Origin of the sequence: Sinorhizobium psoraleae (assembly GCF_013283645.1) — a bacterium.
Lineage (GTDB): Bacteria > Pseudomonadota > Alphaproteobacteria > Rhizobiales > Rhizobiaceae > Sinorhizobium > Sinorhizobium psoraleae.
In genome coordinates, this window is record NZ_JABEKV010000002.1 from 1,135,749 (window position 1) to 1,155,127 (window position 19,379).

Sequence of the window (19,379 nt, forward strand, 5' to 3'; positions counted from 1 at the left end):
CTGTTTCTGTTGAATGTGGAAATCGCTGGAGCCGCCATGCTGGAGAAAGAACTGATCGCCGCAGCGCGGCTGGGCGACGCCATCGAAATCAGTGCCCTGCTTGAGCGGGGCGCCACGACCGATGCGCGGGACGACACAGGCGCCACGGCGCTGCTCGTCGCCACGCATGAAAACAACGTCGAGGCCGCCCGAGTCCTCATCGAGGCCGGTGCTGACGTCAACGCCAAGGACCATATCGACGACAGCCCCTACCTTTATGCCGGCGCGCGCGGCCATCTCGAAATCCTGAAGATGACGCTCGCGCATGGGGCCGATCTCAAGAGCACCAACCGCTACGGCGGCACCGCCCTCATTCCCGCGGCCGAACGCGGTCATGTCGAAACGGTGAAGACCCTGATCGAGGCCGGCGTCGCTGTCGACCATGTCAATCGCCTCGGCTGGACGGCGCTCCTTGAAGCGATCATCCTCGGTAGCGGCGGTCACAAGCATGCGCAAATCGTCAAGCTGCTGATCGATGCCGGCACTGACGTCAATCTTGCCGACGGCGAAGGCGTCCCGCCCCTCGCCCATGCCCGGGCGCGCGGCTTCGGCGATATCGAACACTTTCTAGTCGCCGCCGGCGCCCACTGATACCGGAGGGAATCATGTCAGAGGAACAACGCTTTCTACGCGAGGCCTTGTCGCTCGCACGCAGCAATATGGAAAACGGCGGCCGCCCCTTCGGCGCCGTCGTGGTCAAAAATGGCGAGGTGATCGCGACCGGCGTCAACGAGATGGGTCAGACGGGCGATCCGACCTCGCATGCGGAACTCAATGCGCTGCGTGCTGCAGCCAGGGCTCTTCAGTCGCTGCGGCTTGAGGGCTGCGCCGTCTACGCCAGCGGTCAGCCATGCCCAATGTGTCTTGCCGCAATGCGCATGGCCGGTATCAACGAGATCGCCTACGCCCATTCGAATACGCAAGCGCAGCCTTACGGACTGTCGACCTCGGCGATCTACGCGGAGCTCGCCAAGCCGATCACGGAACAGGCGATGTGGTTTCGCCATATACCGCTAGAAGCGCAAGATGCGGTGCCGCTTTACGACGAGTGGCAGAGGCGGCAACAGACAAGTTAGCCGCTGCACCGGCTCCAATTGCGTGCGGCAGGCCCGTCGGGTAGGTTCGCGATTAAAGAACAAGGAGCGGCTGAGAGCCGAAGCGGAATGACACTTTCCGGCAAACGCATACTTCTGATCATTTCCGGCGGCATCGCCGCATACAAGAGCCTGGATCTCATTCGTCGTCTGCGCGAGCGCGGCGCCGAGGTCCGGCCGGTGATGACGGCGGCTGCGCAGGAGTTCGTCACGCCGCTGGCCGTCGGTGCCCTTTCCGCCTCGCATGTCTTCACCGACTTGTTCTCGCGCGAGGACGAACAGGATGTCGGCCATATCCGGCTGGCGCGCGAATGCGATCTCGTCGTCGTTGCCCCGACAACCGCCGATCTGATGGCCAAACTGGCGAACGGTCACGCCAACGACCTCGCCTCCACCATCCTTCTCGCGACCGATCGGCCCATTCTGCTCGCGCCGGCGATGAATCCGAAAATGTGGGCGCATCCGGCAACGCGTCGCAATCGCAGAACCCTGGCCGGCGACGGGGTTCATTTCGTCGGCCCCGCCACGGGCGAAATGGCCGAGGGCGGTGAAGCAGGCGAAGGCCGGATGGCCGAACCGCTCGAGATCGTGGCGGCGGTCGAGCAACTGGTGAACGGTGGGGAAAAATCTTTAGCGGGGCGGAAGGCCATCGTCACCTCCGGGCCGACGCATGAGCCGATCGACCCGGTGCGTTACATCGCCAACCGCTCGTCCGGCAAGCAGGGGCATGCGATCGCCGCGGCACTCGCGAAGCTCGGAGCGGAGGTCACGCTTGTCTCCGGTCCGGTGACGATCCCCGATCCCGCAGGCGTTCGCGTGGTCCATATCGAGCGCGCCGAAGAAATGCGCGATGCGGTACTTGCCGCGCTCCCGGCCGATGTTGCCGTCATGGTCGCGGCGGTCGCGGACTGGCGCGTTGCCTCTGCCGCCGGCAACAAGATCAAGAAGAAACCGGGTGAAGCCCCTCCTCCGCTCCAGCTTGCGGAGAACCCCGATATTCTTAAAACGATCGGCCATCACCCCTCACGGCCAAAGCTGGTGATCGGCTTTGCCGCCGAAACGGAAAATGTTGCCGACAACGGCCGCGCCAAGCTGGAACGGAAAGGCGCCGATTACATTCTCGCGAACGATGTCTCGCCCGCGACCGGCATCATGGGCGGCAATCGCAACCGCGTGAAGTTGATCGGCCGCAACGGCGTCGAAGATTGGCCGGACATGGACAAGGAAGACGTGGCGGCAAAGCTTGCAGCGCGCATTGCCGACGCGCTTTCGCAATAGCCGGTCGCGAGATCAAATCGACTGCTGCGCCGCAGCGCCAGGTGGCACATCCGCTACCGGACATTCCCGTGCCTCGATCTCGGCAGTACCGAAAAGCCGCACGTCGACACCGTTTTCGCCGACGATGACGGCTGCGCCGTCCGGAATCTCGACCCAGGCATTGTCGTCGTCGTTGAGCGGTTCGGAGACGAGACAATAGCCGCCGCTGGCGCCCATCGGCGCCGCGTAGAGCGTCGGTGCGTTCCAGTCGGTGGCGTAACGTACCGCGTAAAGGTTCCGACCATCGGACAAGGCGGCCGTGAAGCGGACGAGCGGCGGGCGGCCCAGATGGTCGGCAAGCCGTTCGACGAAGGCGAGCGCCTCGGCGATCGCACCAAGCGGGTCGCGGTCGAGACCGAACTGCAACGCGAGAAGGAAGAGCAGTTCCGAATCCGTCGTGCCGGTGCGCGCCGCATAGAGATCATTGTCGAGCATGCTCTCCATAGGCCGGCGCAATTGCTCGAAATCGCCGATTTGGCCGTTGTGCATGAAGGACCAGCGTCCGAAGACAAAGGGATGGCAATTGTCGCGGCGCGTGCCGCCGCCGGTCGCCGCACGGACGTGGGCGAGAAATAGCGGCGAGCGGATCTGCCGCGCGATGCTCCTCAGATTGCAGTCAGACCAGGCCGGAAGGACGTCACGGTACCGGCCGGGTTCCGGACGATCGCCGTACCAGGCAATGCCGAAACCGTCGCCGTTGGTCGCCGTCTTTGCGCGCGTGGCACAATGAGACTGTTCTATCAGCGAGTGCGCAGGAGAGGTTACGAGTTCCTCGAGATAGAGCGGCTCTCCGCGATAGGCTGCCCAACGGCACATGCTTCCGTCACTCCGGTTCGGCTCTTTCGAAGCGATTCGTTAACCATCGGCGATGTTCCAATGGAACATGGTAAAAATGCGTTAACAAATTCACCCCTGTGCCCGTCGTTCGTAGGCGATTCGCCGGTCCGGTGCTGTCATTCGCGGCACATCGTCGTGCCGGAACCCCTGGTTTCGAACAAATATTCCATATTGACAACATTCGCACATTTCATTTCATTTCCACCGAACGCAATGGGGCTTTTGGCCGGGAGGAATGGCATGGGCGGCAAACGCAAACTGGGCGTCGGCCTGATCGGCACGGGTTTCATGGGCAAGGCCCACGCCCTCGGCTTCACAATTGCAGCGCGGGTTTTCGATCTTCCCTTCGAACTGGATCTGGTTTCTGTCGCGGACGTGACACAGGACAGCGCCGAGGCCGCGCGCGGGCGCCTCGGTTTCCGCAAGGCAACGGCGGACTGGCGGGACCTGTTGACCGATCCGGACATCGACATCATCGACATCACCACGCCGAACCTTCTGCACAAGGAAATGGCCCTTGCCGCCATCGCCCATGGCAAACATGTCTATTGCGAAAAGCCTCTGGCGCCGACGGTCATCGACTGCGCGGAAATGGTGGCAGCGGCAGAGAACGCCGGCATCGTCACCCAAGTCGGCTTCAACTACCTCAAGAACCCACTGATCTTTCTCGCCAAGGACATCATCGAAAGTGGGGAGATCGGCGAAATCCGCTCGATGCGCGGCATTCATGCCGAGGATTTCATGGCGGATGCAAATGTTCCGTGGGGCTGGCGGCTCGACCCGCGGAGCGGCGGCGGCGCGCTCGCCGATATCGGCAGCCACATCATCGCCTCCATGCGCCATCTTGTCGGGCCGATCAGGTCGGTTCTTGCGGAAACCGTCGTCCAAATCCCTGAGCGCCCGGTCTCGCTGGGCGCTGCCGAAACGCGTGCCGTCGAAGTGGACGATATCACCCGCGCCTTCGTGCGATTCGAGAGCGGCGCGACCGGCAGTTTCGAGGCAAGCTGGATCGCCACCGGCCGCAAGATGCAGCATGACTTCGAAATCTACGGATCGAAGGGCAGCATTGTCTTCACACAGGAGCGGCTGAACGAGATCAAGGTCTATTATGCGAGCGACGACATCCGCAGCCGCGGCTTCCGCACGATCTGGGCCGGACCCGAGCACCCGCCCTACGGCGCCTTCTGCGTAGCTCCGGGCCACCAGATTGGCTTCAACGATCTGAAGGCGATCGAGGTGCACGAATTTCTTGACGCGATCGCCAAGGGCGGCAAGCCTTCGACCGATTTCCGCGAGGGTTACGAGGTGCAGAAGGTGCTGTCGGCGACCTACCAATCGGCCCGGACCAACGAATGGGTCGAAATCGGCTGAGGGTGTCGAGACCTGGGGAACGCTCAGGAATATGCCCCTCACCCTGCCCTCTCCCTGCAAGCGGGGAGAGGGACTTTGCGCCGGCGCTTTCCGCGATCTCCTTCGCCCCGCTTGCGGGGAGAAGGTGGCCGGCAGGCCGGATGAAGGGCCGAAAACCGCCCGAAGCAAAGAACGGAAAAATGGAACATCCATTCTACCGCGACCGCAATCAATCGAATAGAATGAGGCAACGAAACAGACGAGTCTGGAGATTCTGAACGATGCCAACGCCGGAGACGACCATGGACGTCCCTCAGGATTTCGAGGCGCTGAAGGCCGTCATTCTCGAACGCAAGGCGCAACTGCCGAAGCGGCTGAAGCAGGTCGCCGCCTATTCGCTCGACAATCCGGACGAGATCGCCTTCGGCACGGCGGCAAGCATCGCGACGTCCGCCGACGTCCAGCCGTCGACGCTCGTGCGCTTTGCGCAGCATTTCGGTTTCGAGGGGTTTTCGAGCCTGCAGCAGATTTTTCGCGCGAGACTGCGGGAACGCACGCCCGGCTACGAAGAGCGGTTGAAAGCGCTGAGCCAGAACGAACACAGCAAGCTCGAAAGCGGCTCGATCTTCAACGGCTTCGTCGCCGCCGCCCATCGATCGCTGGACAATGTCGCCACGTCCGTTGACCCGGAGGCCTTCGAGCGCGCGGTCGATATCCTCGCCAAGGCCGATACGATCTATCTCATCGCCAAACGCCGCTCCTATCCGATTTCCAGCTACATGGCCTACGCCTTCGGCAAGCTGAAGGTGAAATACCAGCATGTCGGGACGGCGGCCGGCATCGACGACGACATGCTGGCGATGGCGAACAGGCAGGACGCGGCTTTCGCTGTCAGCTTTTCGCCCTACGCCTCGGAAAGCGCGAGCCAGGCGCGTTTCCTCGCCAACCGCAAGGTGCCGGTCATATCGCTCACCGACTCGGCTTTCTCGCCGCTCGCGGAATCGTCGAAGGTCTGGTTCGAGCTGGTCGAAGCCGATCACGCCGGCTTCCGCTCGCTTTCCGCAAGCATGGCCTTTGCGATGGCACTGACGGTGGCGATCGCCGAGAAGCGGCAGCGAATGGCGGACGGCGGCGGCCAATAGAATGAAAATTCCATATTGACGAAACGACGGAACTTATGTTTCATAACCTCATCGCCCATGACATAATCATAATTGTCGGCGCCGACGCGGCGTCCGCGGGGAGGAAGCAGTGAGCCAGAGTCCATCGCCCCAAAGCCCGTCGGCAAAGGGAGCCAAACCCCTCGACCTCATCACGATCGGCCGGGCCTCGGTCGATCTATACGGCCAGCAGATCGGCACACGGCTCGAGGACGTGGCAAGCTTTGCCAAATCGGTCGGCGGCTGCCCCTGCAACATCTCGGTCGGCACCGCGCGCCTCGGGCTGAAATCGGCACTGCTGACGCGTGTCGGCGACGAGCAGATGGGCCGTTTCATCCGCGAACAGCTTCAACGCGAGGGTGTCGAGACCCGCGGCATCGTGACGGATCCTGAGCGTTTGACCGCACTCGCGATCCTTGCCGTCGAAAACGAAAAGTCCTTCCCGCTGCTTTTCTATCGCGACAATTGCGCCGACAACGCGCTCTGCGAGGACGATGTCGCGGAAGATTTCATCCGTTCCGCGCGCGCGGTTCTCGTTTCGGGGACGCATTTCTCCAAGCCGAATACCGATGCCGCCCAGCGCAAGGCGATACGCATTGCCAAGGAGAGCGGCGCGAAGGTCGTCTTCGACATCGACTATCGCCCCAATCTCTGGGGCCTTGCGGGCCACGACGCCGGCGAAACCCGCTATATCGCCTCCGATCGGGTCTCCGCCCACCTGAAGACTGTTCTCGCCGACTGCGACCTCATCGTCGGCACGGAGGAAGAGGTTCTGATCGCCTCCGGCGAAAGCGATCTGCTCAAGGCTCTCAAGACTATCCGCTTGCTGTCTGAAGCCACGATCGTGCTGAAACGCGGCCCGATGGGCTGCATCGTCTATGACGGACCGATCTCGGACAATCTCGAAGACGGCATCGTCGGCAAGGGCTTTCCGATAGAGGTTTACAACGTGCTCGGCGCGGGTGACGCCTTCATGTCCGGCTTCCTGCGCGGCTGGCTGACCGGCGAACCGCATGCGACGTCTGCCACCTGGGCCAATGCCTGCGGCGCCTTCGCGGTGTCGCGTCTCCTCTGCGCGCCGGAAATCCCGACCTGGACCGAACTCACATTCTTCCTCGAAAACGGCAGCAAGGAAAAAGCGCTCCGCAAGGACGAGGCGATCAACCACGTCCATTGGGCGACGACCCGCCGCCGCGATATCCCGCTTTTGATGGCGCTTGCCATCGATCACCGCAGCCAGCTTGAAGACATCGCGGAAGGCAAGCCGGAATTGCTGGCGCGCATCCCCGCCTTCAAGGTGCTTGCGGTCAAGGCTGCGGCCCAGGTCGCCGCCGGCCGCACCGGCTTCGGCATGCTGATAGACGACAAATACGGCCGCGACGCGCTCTATGCTGCCGGCGCCTACCGCGATTTCTGGATCGCCAAGCCGATCGAGCTTCCCGGCTCGCGACCGCTGCAGTTCGAGTTCAGCCAGGACCTCGGCAGCCGCCTCATCGACTGGCCTGTCGATCATTGCATCAAGGTGCTCTCGTTCTTCCACCCCGATGATCCGATTGAGCTAAAGGCCGCGCAGATCGCCAAGCTTCGCTCCGCCTTCGAGGCGGGGCGCAAGGTCGGGCGCGAGATATTGATTGAAATCATTGCCGGCAAACACGGAACGCTTGACGATCTGACCATTCCGCGGGCGCTCACCGAACTCTACGATGCGGGTTTGAAGCCCGATTGGTGGAAGCTGGAGCCACAGGCGAGCCGCGGCGCCTGGGCGGCGATCGATGCCGTGATCGAAACGCGCGACCCGCTCTGCCGCGGCGTCGTCCTGCTTGGCCTCGAGGCGCCCTACGAGGTGCTGAAGGATGGCTTTGCCGCCGCCCGGACGTCGAAGACGGTCAAGGGCTTCGCGGTCGGCCGGACGATCTTCGCCGACGCGAGCAAGGCCTGGCTTGCCGGCAGCATGACCGACGAGCAGGCGATCGCCGACATGGCGGCACGGTTCAAGGCGCTGGTGGATCTCTGGCTGCAACTGGGTGAAACAAAGGCTGCATAGGATCGCGCGGGCGACAATGCAGCGGAAAGGGCGAAGCAAGAATTTCGCTCGCGAGGAGGAAACAGACGATGAGCCAGAAAACCGTGCGCCTCACCATGGCCCAGGCCGTGGCGCGGTTCCTGACCAGACAGATGACGATCATCGACGGCAAGCGCGTGCCGATCTTCGGCGGCGTCTTCGCGATCTTCGGCCACGGCAACGTCGCCGGCGTCGGCGAGGCGCTTTACTCCATCAGGGAAACGTTGCCGACCTACCGCGCTCAGAACGAGCAGGGCATGGCGAATGCGGCGATCGCGTTTGCCAAGGCGAACTTCCGCCGCCGCTTCATGGCCTGCACGACCTCGATCGGTCCGGGCGCGCTCAACATGGTGACGTCGGCGGCGCTCGCCCATGTCAACCGGCTGCCGGTTCTTCTTCTGCCCGGCGACGTCTTCGCCAATCGCCGGCCCGATCCGGTGCTGCAGCAGGTGGAAAGTTTCGGAGACGGCACGATCTCGGCAAACGACTGCTTCCGCCCCGTCTCGCGCTATTTCGACCGCATCACCCGGCCCGAACAGATCATATCGGCGCTCCGCCGCGCCATGCAGGTTTTGACCGACCCGGCCGATTGCGGTCCGGTCACGCTCTCGCTCTGCCAGGACGTCCAGGCGGAAGCCTATGACTATCCGGAATCCTTCTTCGACGAGAAGGTATGGGTACCCCGGCGGATCGAGCCCGATCTCGACGAACTGGCCACGGCGATCGCTACCCTCAAGGCCGCGAAGAAGCCGATCATCGTCGCCGGCGGCGGCGTGCTTTATTCGGAAGCGAGCGCGGAATTGGCGAACTTCGCCGAAAAGCACGGTATTCCCGTGGTCGAAACCCAGGCCGGCAAGTCCTCGCTGCCGCACATGCACCCGCTCAACATGGGATCGGTCGGCGTCACGGGCACCTCCGCCTCCAACGCGCTCGCCGAGGAGGCCGATGTTGTGCTCGCCGTCGGCTCGCGGCTCCAGGATTTCACCACCGGCTCCTGGGCTCTCTTCAAGAACCATGGGCTGAAGATCATCGGCCTCAACGTCCAGCCTTTTGACGCCGGCAAGCACAACGGCCTGCCGCTGATCGCCGATGCGCGGGCCGGCCTCAACCGGATCTCCGGTGGCCTCGGCGGGTACAAGGCCGACAGCGCCTGGACCGAGAAGGCCAAGGCCGAAAAGACCGCGTGGCTGGAGGCAGCCGACAAGGCGACGGCCACCACCAATGCGACGCTCCCCTCCGATGCCCAGGTGATCGGTGCCGTCCAGCGCGCCCGTGGCGGCAAGAAGACGACGCTCGTTTGCGCCGCCGGCGGCCTGCCGGGCGAACTGCACAAGTTATGGCAGGCGGACGCACCCGGCAGCTATCATATGGAATACGGCTTCTCGACCATGGGCTACGAGGTGGCCGGCGGCCTCGGCGTCAAGCTTGCCAAGCCCGACAGCGACGTGATCGTCATGGTCGGCGACGGCAGCTACATGATGCTGAACTCCGAGATCGCCTCCTCGATCATGCTCGGCGCCAAGATCACGGTCGTGCTCCTCGACAATGCCGGCTATGGCTGCATCAACCGGCTGCAGATGGCAACGGGTGGTGCCAACTTCAACAACCTGTTGAAGGACACGCATCACGTGATGCTGCCGGGCATCGATTTTGCCGCTCATGCCGGGGCTATGGGCGCCGTCACCCGCAAGGTCGCTTCGATCCCGGAACTTGAAGCCGCACTCGCCGAAACGGCGCAAGTGCAGCGCACGAGCGTGATCGTCATCGACACCGATCCACTGATCACCACCGAGGCGGGCGGACACTGGTGGGATGTCGCCGTTCCCGAAGTGTCGGAGCGCAGCCAGGTGACGGCTGCCCGCGAGGGGTATGAGAAGGCGCTCCAATCGCAGCGTTTCGGCTGATCGCCACAAATGGCGCTCGCGTTTTTTTTGCGCGGGCGCTTTTTGTGCCTGGGCCACACGGCGAAAGAAGTTTAGCGGCCCCCTCACCCTAGCCCTCTCCCCGCAAGCGGGGAGAGGGGACAAAGTCGGCGCCGCGAGTCCCTTCTCCCCGTCCTCACGGGGAGAAGGTGGCGACAGCCGGATGAGGGGCCTTGCGTGCCAAACGATAACGAAGCATCGGCTTCAAGCAGACGACGAATAGGAAGTGAAAGACATGATCCGCTACGGAACCAACCCGATTGCCTGGAGCAATGACGACGACCATTCGATCGGCGCGCATCTGACGCTCGAGGATTGCCTTTCCGATTGCCAGAAGATCGGCTTCGACGGCATCGAGAAGGGCCACAAGATGCCGTCCGATCCGGAAGCGCTGAAGCAGAAGCTCGCCTCCTACGAACTCGTCTTCGTTTCCGGCTGGCACTCCACCAATCTTCTGACGCACGATGTCGAAGCCGAGACGAAGGCGATCCAGCCGCATCTCGACCTCCTGAAGCACAACGGCTGCAAGGTGGCGATCGTCTGCGAAACCTCCAACGCCATTCACGGCGACGATTCGAAGTCCGTAGCCAACGACAAGCCGGTGCTGCCCGCGGACCAGTGGAAGAAGTTCGGCGCCGATCTCGAAGCGATCGCTCAGTATTGCGCCGACCAGGGCATTGATCTCGTCTATCACCATCACATGGGCACGATCGTGCAGACCGGCGAGGAGATCGATCTCCTGATGCAGCATACGGGGCCTGCGACGAAGCTGCTGCTCGACACCGGCCACGCCTGGTTCGGCGGCTCCGATCCGGCGGAAGTCGCGCGGAAATACATGCACCGCGTTCGCCATATCCATTGCAAGAATGTCCGTCCGGCGATCCGCGAGGAAGTGGAAAGCCAGGGCCTCTCCTTCCTCGAGGGCGTGCGCCGCGGCGTCTTTACCGTACCGGGCGACGTCGAAGGCGGCGTGGACTTCCTCCCCGTGCTGAAAATCGCAGCCGAACACGGCTATAATGGTTGGCTGGTGATCGAGGCAGAGCAGGATTCTGCCGTGCGCAATCCGTTCGAATATCAGTCGCTCGGGCTGAAATCGTTGAAGGCTTTCGCGAAGGAAGCGGGGCTGGATAAGTAAGCCTCCTTCATCCGGCTTGACAGGTAACGCCCCTCATCTGCCTTCCGGCACCTTCTCCCCGCAGGCGGGGAGAAGGGGTATGCCGCGCCCTCTTAAGTCCCCTCTCCCCGCCTGCGGGGAGAGGGCTAGGGTGAGGGGCTTAAGCGCCGAGCCGCCCCGATCGAACAACAGGAGACCGTCACATGTCCAAACTGCTCGTCAAACCGAAGGCACAATCCGGGCTGATGCAGGAGATCACGCCCGAGAGCGCCGGCTGGACCTATGTCGGTTTCGCGCTCAACCGGTTGAAGCCCGGCGAAAGGACGGCGGGCGAAGCCGGTGAGAAGGAACTCTGCCTCGTCCTCGTCAGCGGCAAAGCGACGATTTCCGTCGACGGCGAAGACTTCGGTGAACTCGGCGAGCGCATGACGCCCTTCGAGGGGCAGCCTTATGCCGTCTATGTGCCGAAAGGCAGCAAGTGGCAGGCTGTGGCGACCACCGATCTCGACCTTGCCATCTGCTCCGCACCCGGCGGCGAAGGCTTCAAGGCCAAGGTCATCCGTCCCGGCACGCACCCGCAGATGACGCGCGGCAAGGGCACCAATACCCGCTATGTCACCAACATCATGCCGGAGGACGACAGGTCGGCGCAGTCGCTGCTCGTCGTCGAGGTGATCACGCCCGGCGGGCACACCTCGTCCTACCCGCCGCACAAGCACGATCAGGATAACCTGCCGGTCGAAAGCTATCTCGAGGAAACCTATTACCATCGCCTCAACCCGCCGCAGGGCTTTGCGATGCAGCGCGTCTACACCGACGATCGCTCCCTCGACGAAACCATGGCAGTGGAAGACGGCGACGTGACACTCGTTCCGAAGGGCTATCACCCGGTCGCCGCCGTCCACGGTTACGACGTCTATTATTTGAACGTCATGGCAGGCCCGAAGCGGATATGGAAGTTCCACAACGCCAAGGAACACGAGTGGCTGTTCACCGGCATCTGAGGAAACGTCTCTGGACGTTTGATACGGCTGGTCTATCGTAAGCCTCTACAGCGCCGCGCGTCTTATCAGACGCGCAAAGGACGCTGTAGCACTTTGAATTACTGCATGTTTTTATCCTTAAATCGGCTACGATTTAAGGATACATGCAGTAGCGAAAATCGTGCGAGGAGCGGCCAATGCGGATCGATGGTCAATGCCATTGCGGCCATGTCACCTATGAGGCGGAGATCGACCCGGACGACGTGTCGATCTGCCATTGCACCGATTGCCAGCAACTGACAGGCTCGGCCTATCGCGTCACCGCGAGCACGCCGCGGGCGTCCTTCCGTCTGACGGGCGCCGAGCCGAAACTCTACGTCAAGATCGCCGAGAACGGGCGGAAGCGGCTGCAATTCTTCTGTCCGCAATGCGGCTCGCCGATCTATACGACAGGGACGGATGAGGACGCCGAGGAAATCGGCATCCGTCTCGGCACGATTAACCAACGGCGCCAGCTTGCGCCGCGGTCGCAGATCTGGTGCTCGTCCGCCCTGCCCTGGATTGACGTCAGCAAGCTGCCGGGCGAGCCGCGTGACTAGAGGGATGACGAGAGGCCAATTCAAAATTCTGCGCCGCAGGATCGCCGGTGTGGATGCGGTCGAGGCGGCGACGCGCCATAGCTTTCCGCGCCATAGCCATGAGCAGTTCGGCATCGGGCTCATCCATCAAGGGGCGCAGAAGTCCCTGAGCGGGCGCGGACTGGTCGAAGCCGTATGCGGCGATGTCATCACAGTCAATCCCGGCGAAGTCCATGACGGCGCACCGATCGGCGATGGCGGCCGCTCGTGGCGAATGCTCTATTTCGAGCCGGCCATTGTCGAAGCCGCCGTCAGCGATATCAGCGAAGGCAGCCGACGATGCTGCCAGTTTGCCAACCCGGTCATCCGGAACGCGGCGCTTGCCGCTCGTTTCCGCGAAATCTTCGCGCTCGCGGCGACAGTGGAAAGCGACGATCAGATCGTTCGCTGGGACGAACTCGTCCTGACCGTCCTCGCTGAAGCGATGCACCCCGTCCCGCCGCCGGACGCTCCGGCGAGAGTGCCGGCGTCGATCGCCACGGCGCGCAGCTTGATCGATGATGACCCGCTGGCCTCCGTCACGCTCGCGGACCTGGCGCGTGCCAGCGGCCTCAGCCGGTTCCAGATTGTGCGCGGCTTTGCCCGGGCGACAGGCCTCACGCCGCACGCCTATCTGATGCAGCGTCGTATCGACATAGTCCGGCGCCTGATTGCTGAAGGCACGCCGCTCGCAGAGGCGGCGATCGCCGGAGGCTTTGCCGACCAGAGTCATATGACACGCGTCTTCGTACGCGCCTACGGTGTCTCGCCTGGCGCCTATGCCACAGCCTTGGGCTAGAGCGGGATGAGGAAAAGTGTGCGCGGTTTTCCGCCCGCATCCCGCTCTAACTAATTATAATCGATCACGTTCATGATTTTGGGTCGATTCGACCCAAAATCATCGTTGTCTTGCGCCTGCAATTCCGTTCAAGACCGCAAAGCCCGGATCGTATTTTTCTGCCGCCTCCGAGAATTAGGATTGGCGGTCATGTCGAAGCAATTTCAGGGTTATATCTATCTGTCGCTCGCGATGGCACTCGTCGGCAGCACGGTTATCGCAAGCAAGGTCATAGCGTCCGGGCTGCCGCCGTTCACGGCCACGGCCTTGCGTTTCGCGCTTGCCTTTCCGCTCTTCCTCGTGCTGATGCGCGCGACGGCGACGGAATGGCCGAGGCTGCAAGGGCGCGAATGGCTCATCCTGTTGGTCCAGGCAGGCGCCGGCAGCGTCGGCTATACGACGCTGCTGATCTCCGGCCTGCGACTGACACCCGCAGCCGATGCCGGCGTCATCATCGGTACGCTGCCCATCGTTTCGGCAGCGATTGCCATTGTGCTTCTCGGCGAACGGCCGGATCGTTCCATCCTGCTGGCGATCGCCCTCGCCGCAGCAGGCGTCCTTTCGATCGTCTTCCGCGCAGATAGCGGTGGCACGCATTCGCTCCTCGGCAACATTCTGGTCTTTGGCGCCGTCGTCTGCGAAGGCCTCTTCATCCTCATCAACAAGCGCCTGACAACGGCGATTTCGCCCCTCGCCTTGTCGACGCTGATGGCCGGTCTGGGCGTCGCCGTCTCGGCACCGATTGCCCTGCTCGAAATCCCACAGGCAGCTGCGATAACCACGCAATCGATCACCGCGGTCGCCTACTACGCGCTTGTCCCGACAGTCGGTGGCTTCCTGCTCTGGTACGCTGGGTTGGCGAAAGTGAGCGGCACGGAGGCCTCTGTGTTCACGGCGCTTGCCCCTGTCTCGGCCGTTTTCCTTGCCTTTGCCATGCTCGGAGAGCCGATTTCCGCCAATCAACTGATCGGCATCGCTTGCGTTCTCGCCGCCGTCCTCAGCCTGGGGTTTCGGCTGCCGAACACCCGTCGAAGCCGCTCTGAGGCCGGCTGAGGCAAACTGCATTCCCAAAACACCGTTCACACCAGAGAGGCAGCAACAATGTATTTCCGCCATGCAAGCGACATCTGGAGGGATTTTCCCGGACTTTCCGCCGGAATTCTTCACGCCGAAGGTATCCACCGAGACATCTCCATCGATGCGCACATTGCCGGTTTCGAGGCCGCGGCGAAAGCACGGCTCGCAGCAAGCGCTGAGGGTGAATTTCCGGAGATCCAGGCCTGGCGACGCGCTTTCTCGCTTATGGGCTTGAAGCCGACGCAATACCGCTCCGCCTCCGAGGCGCTGCTCCGGCGGTTCCGCAAGGACGGGTGCCTGCCACGGATCCACCCGCTGATCGACCTTTGCAACGCGGCATCGCTTGCATTCGCCATTCCGATCGCAGTTTTCGATCTCTCCAGAGTGGCCGGTCATCTCGAGGTTCGTTACGCCTCCGGCAGCGAGATCTACACCACGTTTTCCGGAGAAACCGAACATCCCGAACAGCACGAAGCGATCTTCGCGGACGAGGAAGGGCGAGCGCATGCGCGCCGCTGGACCAACCGCCAGAGCGGCTATTCGGCGGTCGGTGACGAGACGACGACCGTGCTCGTCGTCGCCGAAGCGCTGCATGCGCGCGCTGAGACCGACGTGAGCCGGCTCGTCGATGAACTTGCTGGAGCTATAGCCGCCGCCTGGATCGTCAATCCACGAAGCGCGATATTGGGTCGCTCGTCGCCGCGCTTCGATATTTGAGGCCGCGCGCGAGATTTGGCCAAAATCCTTTGACGGCGCAAATTCGGCTCCAATATCATCCGGCCGAATCGCAACTCGGGATTGACCTACCATGTCCGACGAACGCGCCACACCATGGTTCCTGAGCCTCAAGCACGCGCTTCTCGATCGGGGCGGGCTCGAGGAAATCTTTCGCCACGTCCGCAATCTGGTTGTCGCGACCCTGGTCATCGCGGCCGGCCTGCATGCCGTCGAGCATCCCGACATCATCGATGCGAAGGGGCTGTTGAGTATCCCGGTCGCCGGCTACTTCGTCTTCTCGACCGGGATTGCGCTGTTTTTCCTCAACTTCGCGGACGGACTTCATCGGCTTGGGAAGATCAAGCGTCACGTCGCCCTGCAGTTGCTGCTGGTGGTCGTCTACGTGTTGATCACCATCCGTGTCGCTCAGCTGATCCTGGCACTCCGGATGACGCCGTCATAGCCGGCGCTGTGCGGGCGCCGGCTATGATCTTCGCGTTGAACGATCACGCCGCCTTGGCGACGTGATACTCCTTGATCGCCACCATCCTGATCGCCGGATAGCGTTCCGCCTCGTAGCGCAGCGAGAAGCCGTCCTGCGCCAGGAATACCGGATCGCCGTCGAGATCGCGGGCGATATCGCCGCGACGGGCAGTGATGAACTTGTCGAGTTCGCTCGGATGATCGGCGGAAACCCAGCGGCAGACGGAAAAGCGCGACATTTCGAAGGAGACCGGAAGGCCGTATTCCGCCTGCAGCCGCTCCTTCAGAACGTCGAGCTGCAGTGCGCCGACGACGCCGACGATCGCCGGCGAGCCGTCTTCCGGCGAGAAGAGCTGCACGACGCCCTCTTCCGCCATCTGCTGCAGCGCTTCCTTCAGCTTTTTCGCCTTCATCGCATCCTCGAGCCGGACGCGGCGGAGAATTTCCGGCGCAAAGTTCGGCACACCTTGGAAGACGAGCGGCTCACCCTCGGTGAGCGTATCGCCGATCCGGAGCGTGCCGTGGTTGGGGATGCCGACGACATCGCCGGCAAAGGCCGTATCGGCGAGCTGGCGCTGCGAGGCGAAGAAGAACTGCGGGGCGGTCAGCCCCATCTGCTTGCCGGTGCGCGAGAGCCGTGCCTTCATGCCGCGCTCGAGCTTGCCCGAGCAGACGCGGACGAAGGCGATGCGGTCACGATGGTTCGGGTCCATGTTCGCCTGGATCTTGAAGACGAAGGCCGTCATCTTCTCGTCCGTCGCCTCGACGGTGCGGATATCGGCGACCTGGGCGCGCGGCGGCGGCGCGAATGCGCTCAACGCATTGATGAGGTCGCGCACGCCAAAATTCCGAAGCGCCGAGCCGAAGAACACCGGCGTCAGATGGCCTTCGAGGAAGGCCTTGTGGTCGAACGGCTTGCAGGCCTCGATCGCCAGCATCGTTTCCTCGATGAAGGCGTCACGCTCGTTTTCCGGCAGGCGATGAGAAGCCATTTCCGGATCGTTGACCTTGGTCAGCCGTTCCTGCGTGTCGGCGCCGCGCACCTCGTTGGTGGCGAGGTGATACGTGCCGCAGAAGGTCTTCGAGCGGCCGATCGGCCAAGTGACCGGCGCGCAGTCGAGAGCCAGCTTGTGCTCGACCTCATCGAGGATCTCGAAAGGATCACGGCTCTCGCGGTCCATCTTGTTGACGAAGGTGATGATCGGAATGTCGCGCAGGCGGCAAACCTCGAAGAGTTTCAGCGTGCGCGGCTCGATACCCTTGGCGGCGTCGATCACCATGACGGCCGCATCCACCGCCGTCAGCGTCCGGTAGGTGTCGTCCGCAAAGTCCTCGTGACCGGGCGTGTCGAGCAGATTGAAGACCGTGTCGTCGTATTCGAAGGTCATCACCGAGGTGACGACGGAAATGCCGCGTTCGCGCTCGATCTTCATCCAGTCCGAGCGGGTCTGGATGCGGTCTTTCTTGGCCTTGACCTCGCCGGCGAGCTGGATCGCGCCACCGAAGAGAAGGAGCTTTTCGGTTAGCGTCGTTTTCCCGGCGTCCGGGTGCGAAATGATCGCAAATGTGCGGCGGCGGGAAACCGCCTCGGCAATGCTTTCGGCCATATTCTAGTATCCTGTGAGTTGCGGCGTCTTTACAGGCTCGCAGACCAATATGCAATTGACTGCGGCAAGACCGCTGGCGCTTATGACGGAATGACCATGCACGCACTTGAAAACCACCCTGCCCTCACCCTTGTCCGCCTGCCGCATGCGCAGGGTCTCGACCTGCCGGCCTATGAGACGGCCGGTGCCGCGGGCATGGATTTGCGCGCGGCCGTTCCGTCGAGCGAGCCTGTGACGATCACGCCGGGCGGTCGGGTGCTGGTGCCGACAGGATTCATCTTCGAAATTCCGGCGGGCTATGAAGGCCAAGTACGGCCGCGCTCGGGCCTTGCCTTCAAGCACGGTATCACCTGCCTCAACACGCCGGGAACCATCGACAGCGATTATCGCGGCGAGGTGAAGGTGCTGCTCATCAATCTTGGCGTGGAGGACTTCGTCATCGAGCGCGGCATGCGCATCGCCCAGATGGTGATCGCACCGGTGACGCAAGTGGCGATCCGCGAGGCGGGCGGTGCGAGCGCGACAGCACGCGGCGCCGGCGGCTTCGGCTCGACCGGGTCCAAGTAGAGGGGGATGAGGAAAAGTGTGGGCGGTTTTCCGCCCGCATCCCGCTCCAACTATTTGCAATGTCGCCAAAAGCGTTGAGCGGATTGGGACAACGACATGCATAAAGCAAGAATCTAAAGCGGCGGCAGCCGGCGCTTGACTGGCGTCGACTTGACGATCGAGGTATTGGTCTGCGCCCGTTCGGCAATGCGGTCGAGGATCGTGTCGAGCTCTTCCATATCCCGCACGAGCATCTTGGCGATGAAGCAATCGTCACCGGTAATCTTGTCGCATTCGACAATCTCCGGCGTTTCCTGAATGAGCTTTTCGACGATGTGCAGCATGCCTGGCAGCGGCCGAACGCGCACGACCGCCTGCAGCGGATAGCCAAGTTGCGCCGGATTGACGGAGACGGTGAAGCCATTGATCACGCCGCGGTCCTCGAGCTTGCGCAGCCTGTCGGCGGCGCTCGGCGAGGAGAGGCCCGCCTCTTGCGCCAGTTCCTTCAGCGACACGCGGGCATTCGCTGCGAGAATCTCGAGAATACGGCAATCGACATCATCCAGCATCAAGTCGTCCTCAATAAGACAAAGCGGCAGCTTTGCCTTTCATAATTAGGCATCATAGTCCATCTTCCTTCTTGTCTCCATATAAAATCACCCAACAGCCGATTATTGTTGTGCGATCAGAAAAGGAGACCAGTCATGGACGGAGAACTGAAGCGCGGAAGTGTGGAGATGACGGCGGCAATGCTGATCTCGGGGACAATCGGCTGGTTCGTGCTGATGTCCGGCCAGCCGGTCACGGGCGTCGTTTTCTGGCGTTGCGTGTTCGGGGCGCTGACGCTGATTGCGCTGGCCGCGATGCTCGGGCTCATCGACTTTCGCCACCTGAAGCCGCGCGTCGTCTTCCTTGCAGCACTCGGCGGTGTCGCGATCGTCGTCAACTGGCTCCTGCTCTTTGCCGCCTATTCGCGGGCATCGATCTCGATTGCGACGATGGTCTACAACACGCAGCCCTTCATGCTGCTTGGACTTGGCGCGCTTTTTCTTGGCGAGCGGATCACCGTGAATAAGCTTTTCTGGCTTTCGGTTTCCTTCGCGGGAATGATCGCGATCGTCTCCGCGAAACCGGGCGGCGGCTTCGATGCCGAGCACTATCTTGCGGGTATCGCGCTTTCGATCGGAGCGGCGTTCTTCTACGCGATCGCCGCGCTCCTCACCAAGCTCCTCAAGGGCACGCCGCCGCATCTGATCGCGCTTATCCAGGTGATCACCGGGGCGATCATGCTGGCGCCCTTCGCGCTCTCCGCGCCATTGCCGCAGGACGAGTGGCAATGGACGCTGCTCGTCACCGTCGGCGTCGTTCATACCGGCATCATGTATATCCTGCTCTATGGAGCGATCCAGCGTCTCCCGACGCACATGACGGGTGTGCTCTCCTTCATCTATCCGATCGCCGCGATCCTCGTCGACCGCGTGGCTTTCGGACACGAATTGCAGGCGATACAGATCGCCGGTTCGGCGGCAATCCTCCTGGCCGCGGCCGGCATGAATCTCGGCTGGAGCGTTCGGTCGATCCCGCTTTTCAAGCGCGCAATCAGACCGAGCGCCTGA

Annotated in this window: 19 protein-coding genes; 16 read left to right on the forward strand and 3 right to left on the reverse strand. The window is 62.5% G+C overall.

Annotated features, from left to right (window positions below):
• Positions 1-36: 36 nt before the first annotated feature.
• The 3 genes from ILFOPFJJ_RS14085 to coaBC all read left to right on the forward strand — a co-directional run bounded on the left by ILFOPFJJ_RS14085 (position 37) and on the right by coaBC (position 2,411).
• Complete coding sequence (locus ILFOPFJJ_RS14085) at positions 37-630, forward strand: ankyrin repeat domain-containing protein (RefSeq protein WP_173511517.1); 594 nt, start codon at positions 37-39, stop codon at positions 628-630.
• A 14-nt stretch (positions 631-644) separates the two neighbouring features.
• Complete coding sequence (locus ILFOPFJJ_RS14090) at positions 645-1,115, forward strand: nucleoside deaminase (RefSeq protein ID WP_173511145.1); 471 nt, start codon at positions 645-647, stop codon at positions 1,113-1,115.
• Positions 1,116-1,202: 87 nt separating this feature from the next.
• Positions 1,203-2,411: a bifunctional phosphopantothenoylcysteine decarboxylase/phosphopantothenate--cysteine ligase CoaBC gene (gene coaBC / locus ILFOPFJJ_RS14095; RefSeq protein ID WP_173511146.1), complete on the forward strand. Its 1,209-nt coding sequence runs from the start codon at positions 1,203-1,205 to the stop codon at positions 2,409-2,411.
• Positions 2,412-2,423: 12 nt separating this feature from the next.
• Here the strand turns inward: coaBC and ILFOPFJJ_RS14100 are convergent, their stop codons facing one another.
• Positions 2,424-3,266, reverse strand: a complete 843-nt coding sequence (locus tag ILFOPFJJ_RS14100) for a class II glutamine amidotransferase (protein ID WP_246299610.1) — start codon at positions 3,264-3,266, stop codon at positions 2,424-2,426.
• Positions 3,267-3,527: 261 nt separating this feature from the next.
• Here ILFOPFJJ_RS14100 and ILFOPFJJ_RS14105 point away from each other — a divergent pair, with 261 nt between their 5' ends.
• From ILFOPFJJ_RS14105 to ILFOPFJJ_RS14155, 11 genes are all read left to right on the forward strand, one after another.
• Complete coding sequence (locus ILFOPFJJ_RS14105) at positions 3,528-4,658, forward strand: Gfo/Idh/MocA family protein (RefSeq protein WP_173511147.1); 1,131 nt, start codon at positions 3,528-3,530, stop codon at positions 4,656-4,658.
• 260 nt (positions 4,659-4,918) lie between these two features.
• Positions 4,919-5,779 carry a MurR/RpiR family transcriptional regulator gene (locus ILFOPFJJ_RS14110; protein ID WP_173511148.1) on the forward strand — a complete coding sequence of 287 codons (861 nt, stop codon included), beginning with the start codon at positions 4,919-4,921 and terminating at the stop codon, positions 5,777-5,779.
• A 109-nt stretch (positions 5,780-5,888) separates the two neighbouring features.
• Positions 5,889-7,841 carry a bifunctional 5-dehydro-2-deoxygluconokinase/5-dehydro-2-deoxyphosphogluconate aldolase gene (locus ILFOPFJJ_RS14115; protein ID WP_173511149.1) on the forward strand — a complete coding sequence of 651 codons (1,953 nt, stop codon included), beginning with the start codon at positions 5,889-5,891 and terminating at the stop codon, positions 7,839-7,841.
• A 68-nt stretch (positions 7,842-7,909) separates the two neighbouring features.
• Positions 7,910-9,763, forward strand: a complete 1,854-nt coding sequence (iolD, locus tag ILFOPFJJ_RS14120; RefSeq protein WP_173511150.1) for a 3D-(3,5/4)-trihydroxycyclohexane-1,2-dione acylhydrolase (decyclizing) — start codon at positions 7,910-7,912, stop codon at positions 9,761-9,763.
• Positions 9,764-10,016: 253 nt separating this feature from the next.
• Positions 10,017-10,916 carry a myo-inosose-2 dehydratase gene (gene iolE, locus ILFOPFJJ_RS14125; RefSeq protein ID WP_173511151.1) on the forward strand — a complete coding sequence of 300 codons (900 nt, stop codon included), beginning with the start codon at positions 10,017-10,019 and terminating at the stop codon, positions 10,914-10,916.
• A gap of 182 nt (positions 10,917-11,098) precedes the next feature.
• Positions 11,099-11,899, forward strand: coding sequence for a 5-deoxy-glucuronate isomerase (gene iolB / locus ILFOPFJJ_RS14130; protein ID WP_173511152.1), 801 nt, complete (start codon positions 11,099-11,101; stop codon positions 11,897-11,899).
• A 176-nt stretch (positions 11,900-12,075) separates the two neighbouring features.
• Entirely contained in the window at positions 12,076-12,477 is a 402-nt protein-coding gene (locus ILFOPFJJ_RS14135; RefSeq protein ID WP_173511153.1) for a GFA family protein, read from the forward strand.
• A 4-nt stretch (positions 12,478-12,481) separates the two neighbouring features.
• The gene (locus ILFOPFJJ_RS14140; RefSeq protein ID WP_173511154.1) at positions 12,482-13,294 is read left to right on the forward strand and encodes an AraC family transcriptional regulator; all 813 of its coding nucleotides are present in this window, start codon (positions 12,482-12,484) and stop codon (positions 13,292-13,294) included.
• Between the two features lie 189 nt (positions 13,295-13,483).
• Positions 13,484-14,386: a DMT family transporter gene (locus ILFOPFJJ_RS14145; RefSeq protein ID WP_173511155.1), complete on the forward strand. Its 903-nt coding sequence runs from the start codon at positions 13,484-13,486 to the stop codon at positions 14,384-14,386.
• A 48-nt stretch (positions 14,387-14,434) separates the two neighbouring features.
• Positions 14,435-15,127: a B3/B4 domain-containing protein gene (locus ILFOPFJJ_RS14150; protein WP_173511156.1), complete on the forward strand. Its 693-nt coding sequence runs from the start codon at positions 14,435-14,437 to the stop codon at positions 15,125-15,127.
• Between the two features lie 91 nt (positions 15,128-15,218).
• A complete protein-coding gene (locus ILFOPFJJ_RS14155) occupies positions 15,219-15,590 on the forward strand; it encodes a hypothetical protein (protein ID WP_173511157.1) in 372 nt (123 codons plus the stop codon).
• Positions 15,591-15,633: 43 nt separating this feature from the next.
• Here ILFOPFJJ_RS14155 and ILFOPFJJ_RS14160 read toward each other — a convergent pair whose 3' ends face one another.
• Positions 15,634-17,217: a peptide chain release factor 3 gene (locus ILFOPFJJ_RS14160; protein ID WP_173511158.1), complete on the reverse strand. Its 1,584-nt coding sequence runs from the start codon at positions 17,215-17,217 to the stop codon at positions 15,634-15,636.
• A gap of 96 nt (positions 17,218-17,313) precedes the next feature.
• Here ILFOPFJJ_RS14160 and dut point away from each other — a divergent pair, with 96 nt between their 5' ends.
• Positions 17,314-17,784 (forward strand): dUTP diphosphatase, encoded by a 471-nt coding sequence (gene dut, locus ILFOPFJJ_RS14165; RefSeq protein ID WP_173511159.1) that lies wholly within the window; start codon positions 17,314-17,316, stop codon positions 17,782-17,784.
• A 113-nt stretch (positions 17,785-17,897) separates the two neighbouring features.
• On the opposite strand, the gene ILFOPFJJ_RS14170 is transcribed toward dut, so the two are convergent.
• Complete coding sequence (locus ILFOPFJJ_RS14170; RefSeq protein WP_173511160.1) at positions 17,898-18,332, reverse strand: Lrp/AsnC family transcriptional regulator; 435 nt, start codon at positions 18,330-18,332, stop codon at positions 17,898-17,900.
• A 135-nt stretch (positions 18,333-18,467) separates the two neighbouring features.
• Between ILFOPFJJ_RS14170 and ILFOPFJJ_RS14175 the strand changes: the two genes are divergently transcribed.
• Positions 18,468-19,379 carry a DMT family transporter gene (locus tag ILFOPFJJ_RS14175; RefSeq protein WP_173511161.1) on the forward strand — a complete coding sequence of 304 codons (912 nt, stop codon included), beginning with the start codon at positions 18,468-18,470 and terminating at the stop codon, positions 19,377-19,379.

What these genes read in the sequence shown, in the direction of transcription:
- ILFOPFJJ_RS14085 (WP_173511517.1), top strand. Translation starts at nt 37, where the DNA reads ATGCTGGAGAAAGAACTGATCGCCGCAGCGCGGCTGGGCGACGCCATC.
- ILFOPFJJ_RS14090 (WP_173511145.1), top strand. Translation starts at nt 645, where the DNA reads ATGTCAGAGGAACAACGCTTTCTACGCGAGGCCTTGTCGCTCGCACGC.
- coaBC (WP_173511146.1), top strand. Translation starts at nt 1,203, where the DNA reads ATGACACTTTCCGGCAAACGCATACTTCTGATCATTTCCGGCGGCATC.
- ILFOPFJJ_RS14100 (WP_246299610.1), bottom strand. Translation starts at nt 3,266, where the DNA reads ATGTGCCGTTGGGCAGCCTATCGCGGAGAGCCGCTCTATCTCGAGGAA.
- ILFOPFJJ_RS14105 (WP_173511147.1), top strand. Translation starts at nt 3,528, where the DNA reads ATGGGCGGCAAACGCAAACTGGGCGTCGGCCTGATCGGCACGGGTTTC.
- ILFOPFJJ_RS14110 (WP_173511148.1), top strand. Translation starts at nt 4,919, where the DNA reads ATGCCAACGCCGGAGACGACCATGGACGTCCCTCAGGATTTCGAGGCG.
- iolD (WP_173511150.1), top strand. Translation starts at nt 7,910, where the DNA reads ATGAGCCAGAAAACCGTGCGCCTCACCATGGCCCAGGCCGTGGCGCGG.
- iolE (WP_173511151.1), top strand. Translation starts at nt 10,017, where the DNA reads ATGATCCGCTACGGAACCAACCCGATTGCCTGGAGCAATGACGACGAC.
- iolB (WP_173511152.1), top strand. Translation starts at nt 11,099, where the DNA reads ATGTCCAAACTGCTCGTCAAACCGAAGGCACAATCCGGGCTGATGCAG.
- ILFOPFJJ_RS14135 (WP_173511153.1), top strand. Translation starts at nt 12,076, where the DNA reads ATGCGGATCGATGGTCAATGCCATTGCGGCCATGTCACCTATGAGGCG.
- ILFOPFJJ_RS14140 (WP_173511154.1), top strand. Translation starts at nt 12,482, where the DNA reads ATGACGAGAGGCCAATTCAAAATTCTGCGCCGCAGGATCGCCGGTGTG.
- ILFOPFJJ_RS14145 (WP_173511155.1), top strand. Translation starts at nt 13,484, where the DNA reads ATGTCGAAGCAATTTCAGGGTTATATCTATCTGTCGCTCGCGATGGCA.
- ILFOPFJJ_RS14150 (WP_173511156.1), top strand. Translation starts at nt 14,435, where the DNA reads ATGTATTTCCGCCATGCAAGCGACATCTGGAGGGATTTTCCCGGACTT.
- ILFOPFJJ_RS14155 (WP_173511157.1), top strand. Translation starts at nt 15,219, where the DNA reads ATGTCCGACGAACGCGCCACACCATGGTTCCTGAGCCTCAAGCACGCG.
- ILFOPFJJ_RS14160 (WP_173511158.1), bottom strand. Translation starts at nt 17,217, where the DNA reads ATGGCCGAAAGCATTGCCGAGGCGGTTTCCCGCCGCCGCACATTTGCG.
- dut (WP_173511159.1), top strand. Translation starts at nt 17,314, where the DNA reads ATGCACGCACTTGAAAACCACCCTGCCCTCACCCTTGTCCGCCTGCCG.
- ILFOPFJJ_RS14170 (WP_173511160.1), bottom strand. Translation starts at nt 18,332, where the DNA reads ATGCTGGATGATGTCGATTGCCGTATTCTCGAGATTCTCGCAGCGAAT.
- ILFOPFJJ_RS14175 (WP_173511161.1), top strand. Translation starts at nt 18,468, where the DNA reads ATGGACGGAGAACTGAAGCGCGGAAGTGTGGAGATGACGGCGGCAATG.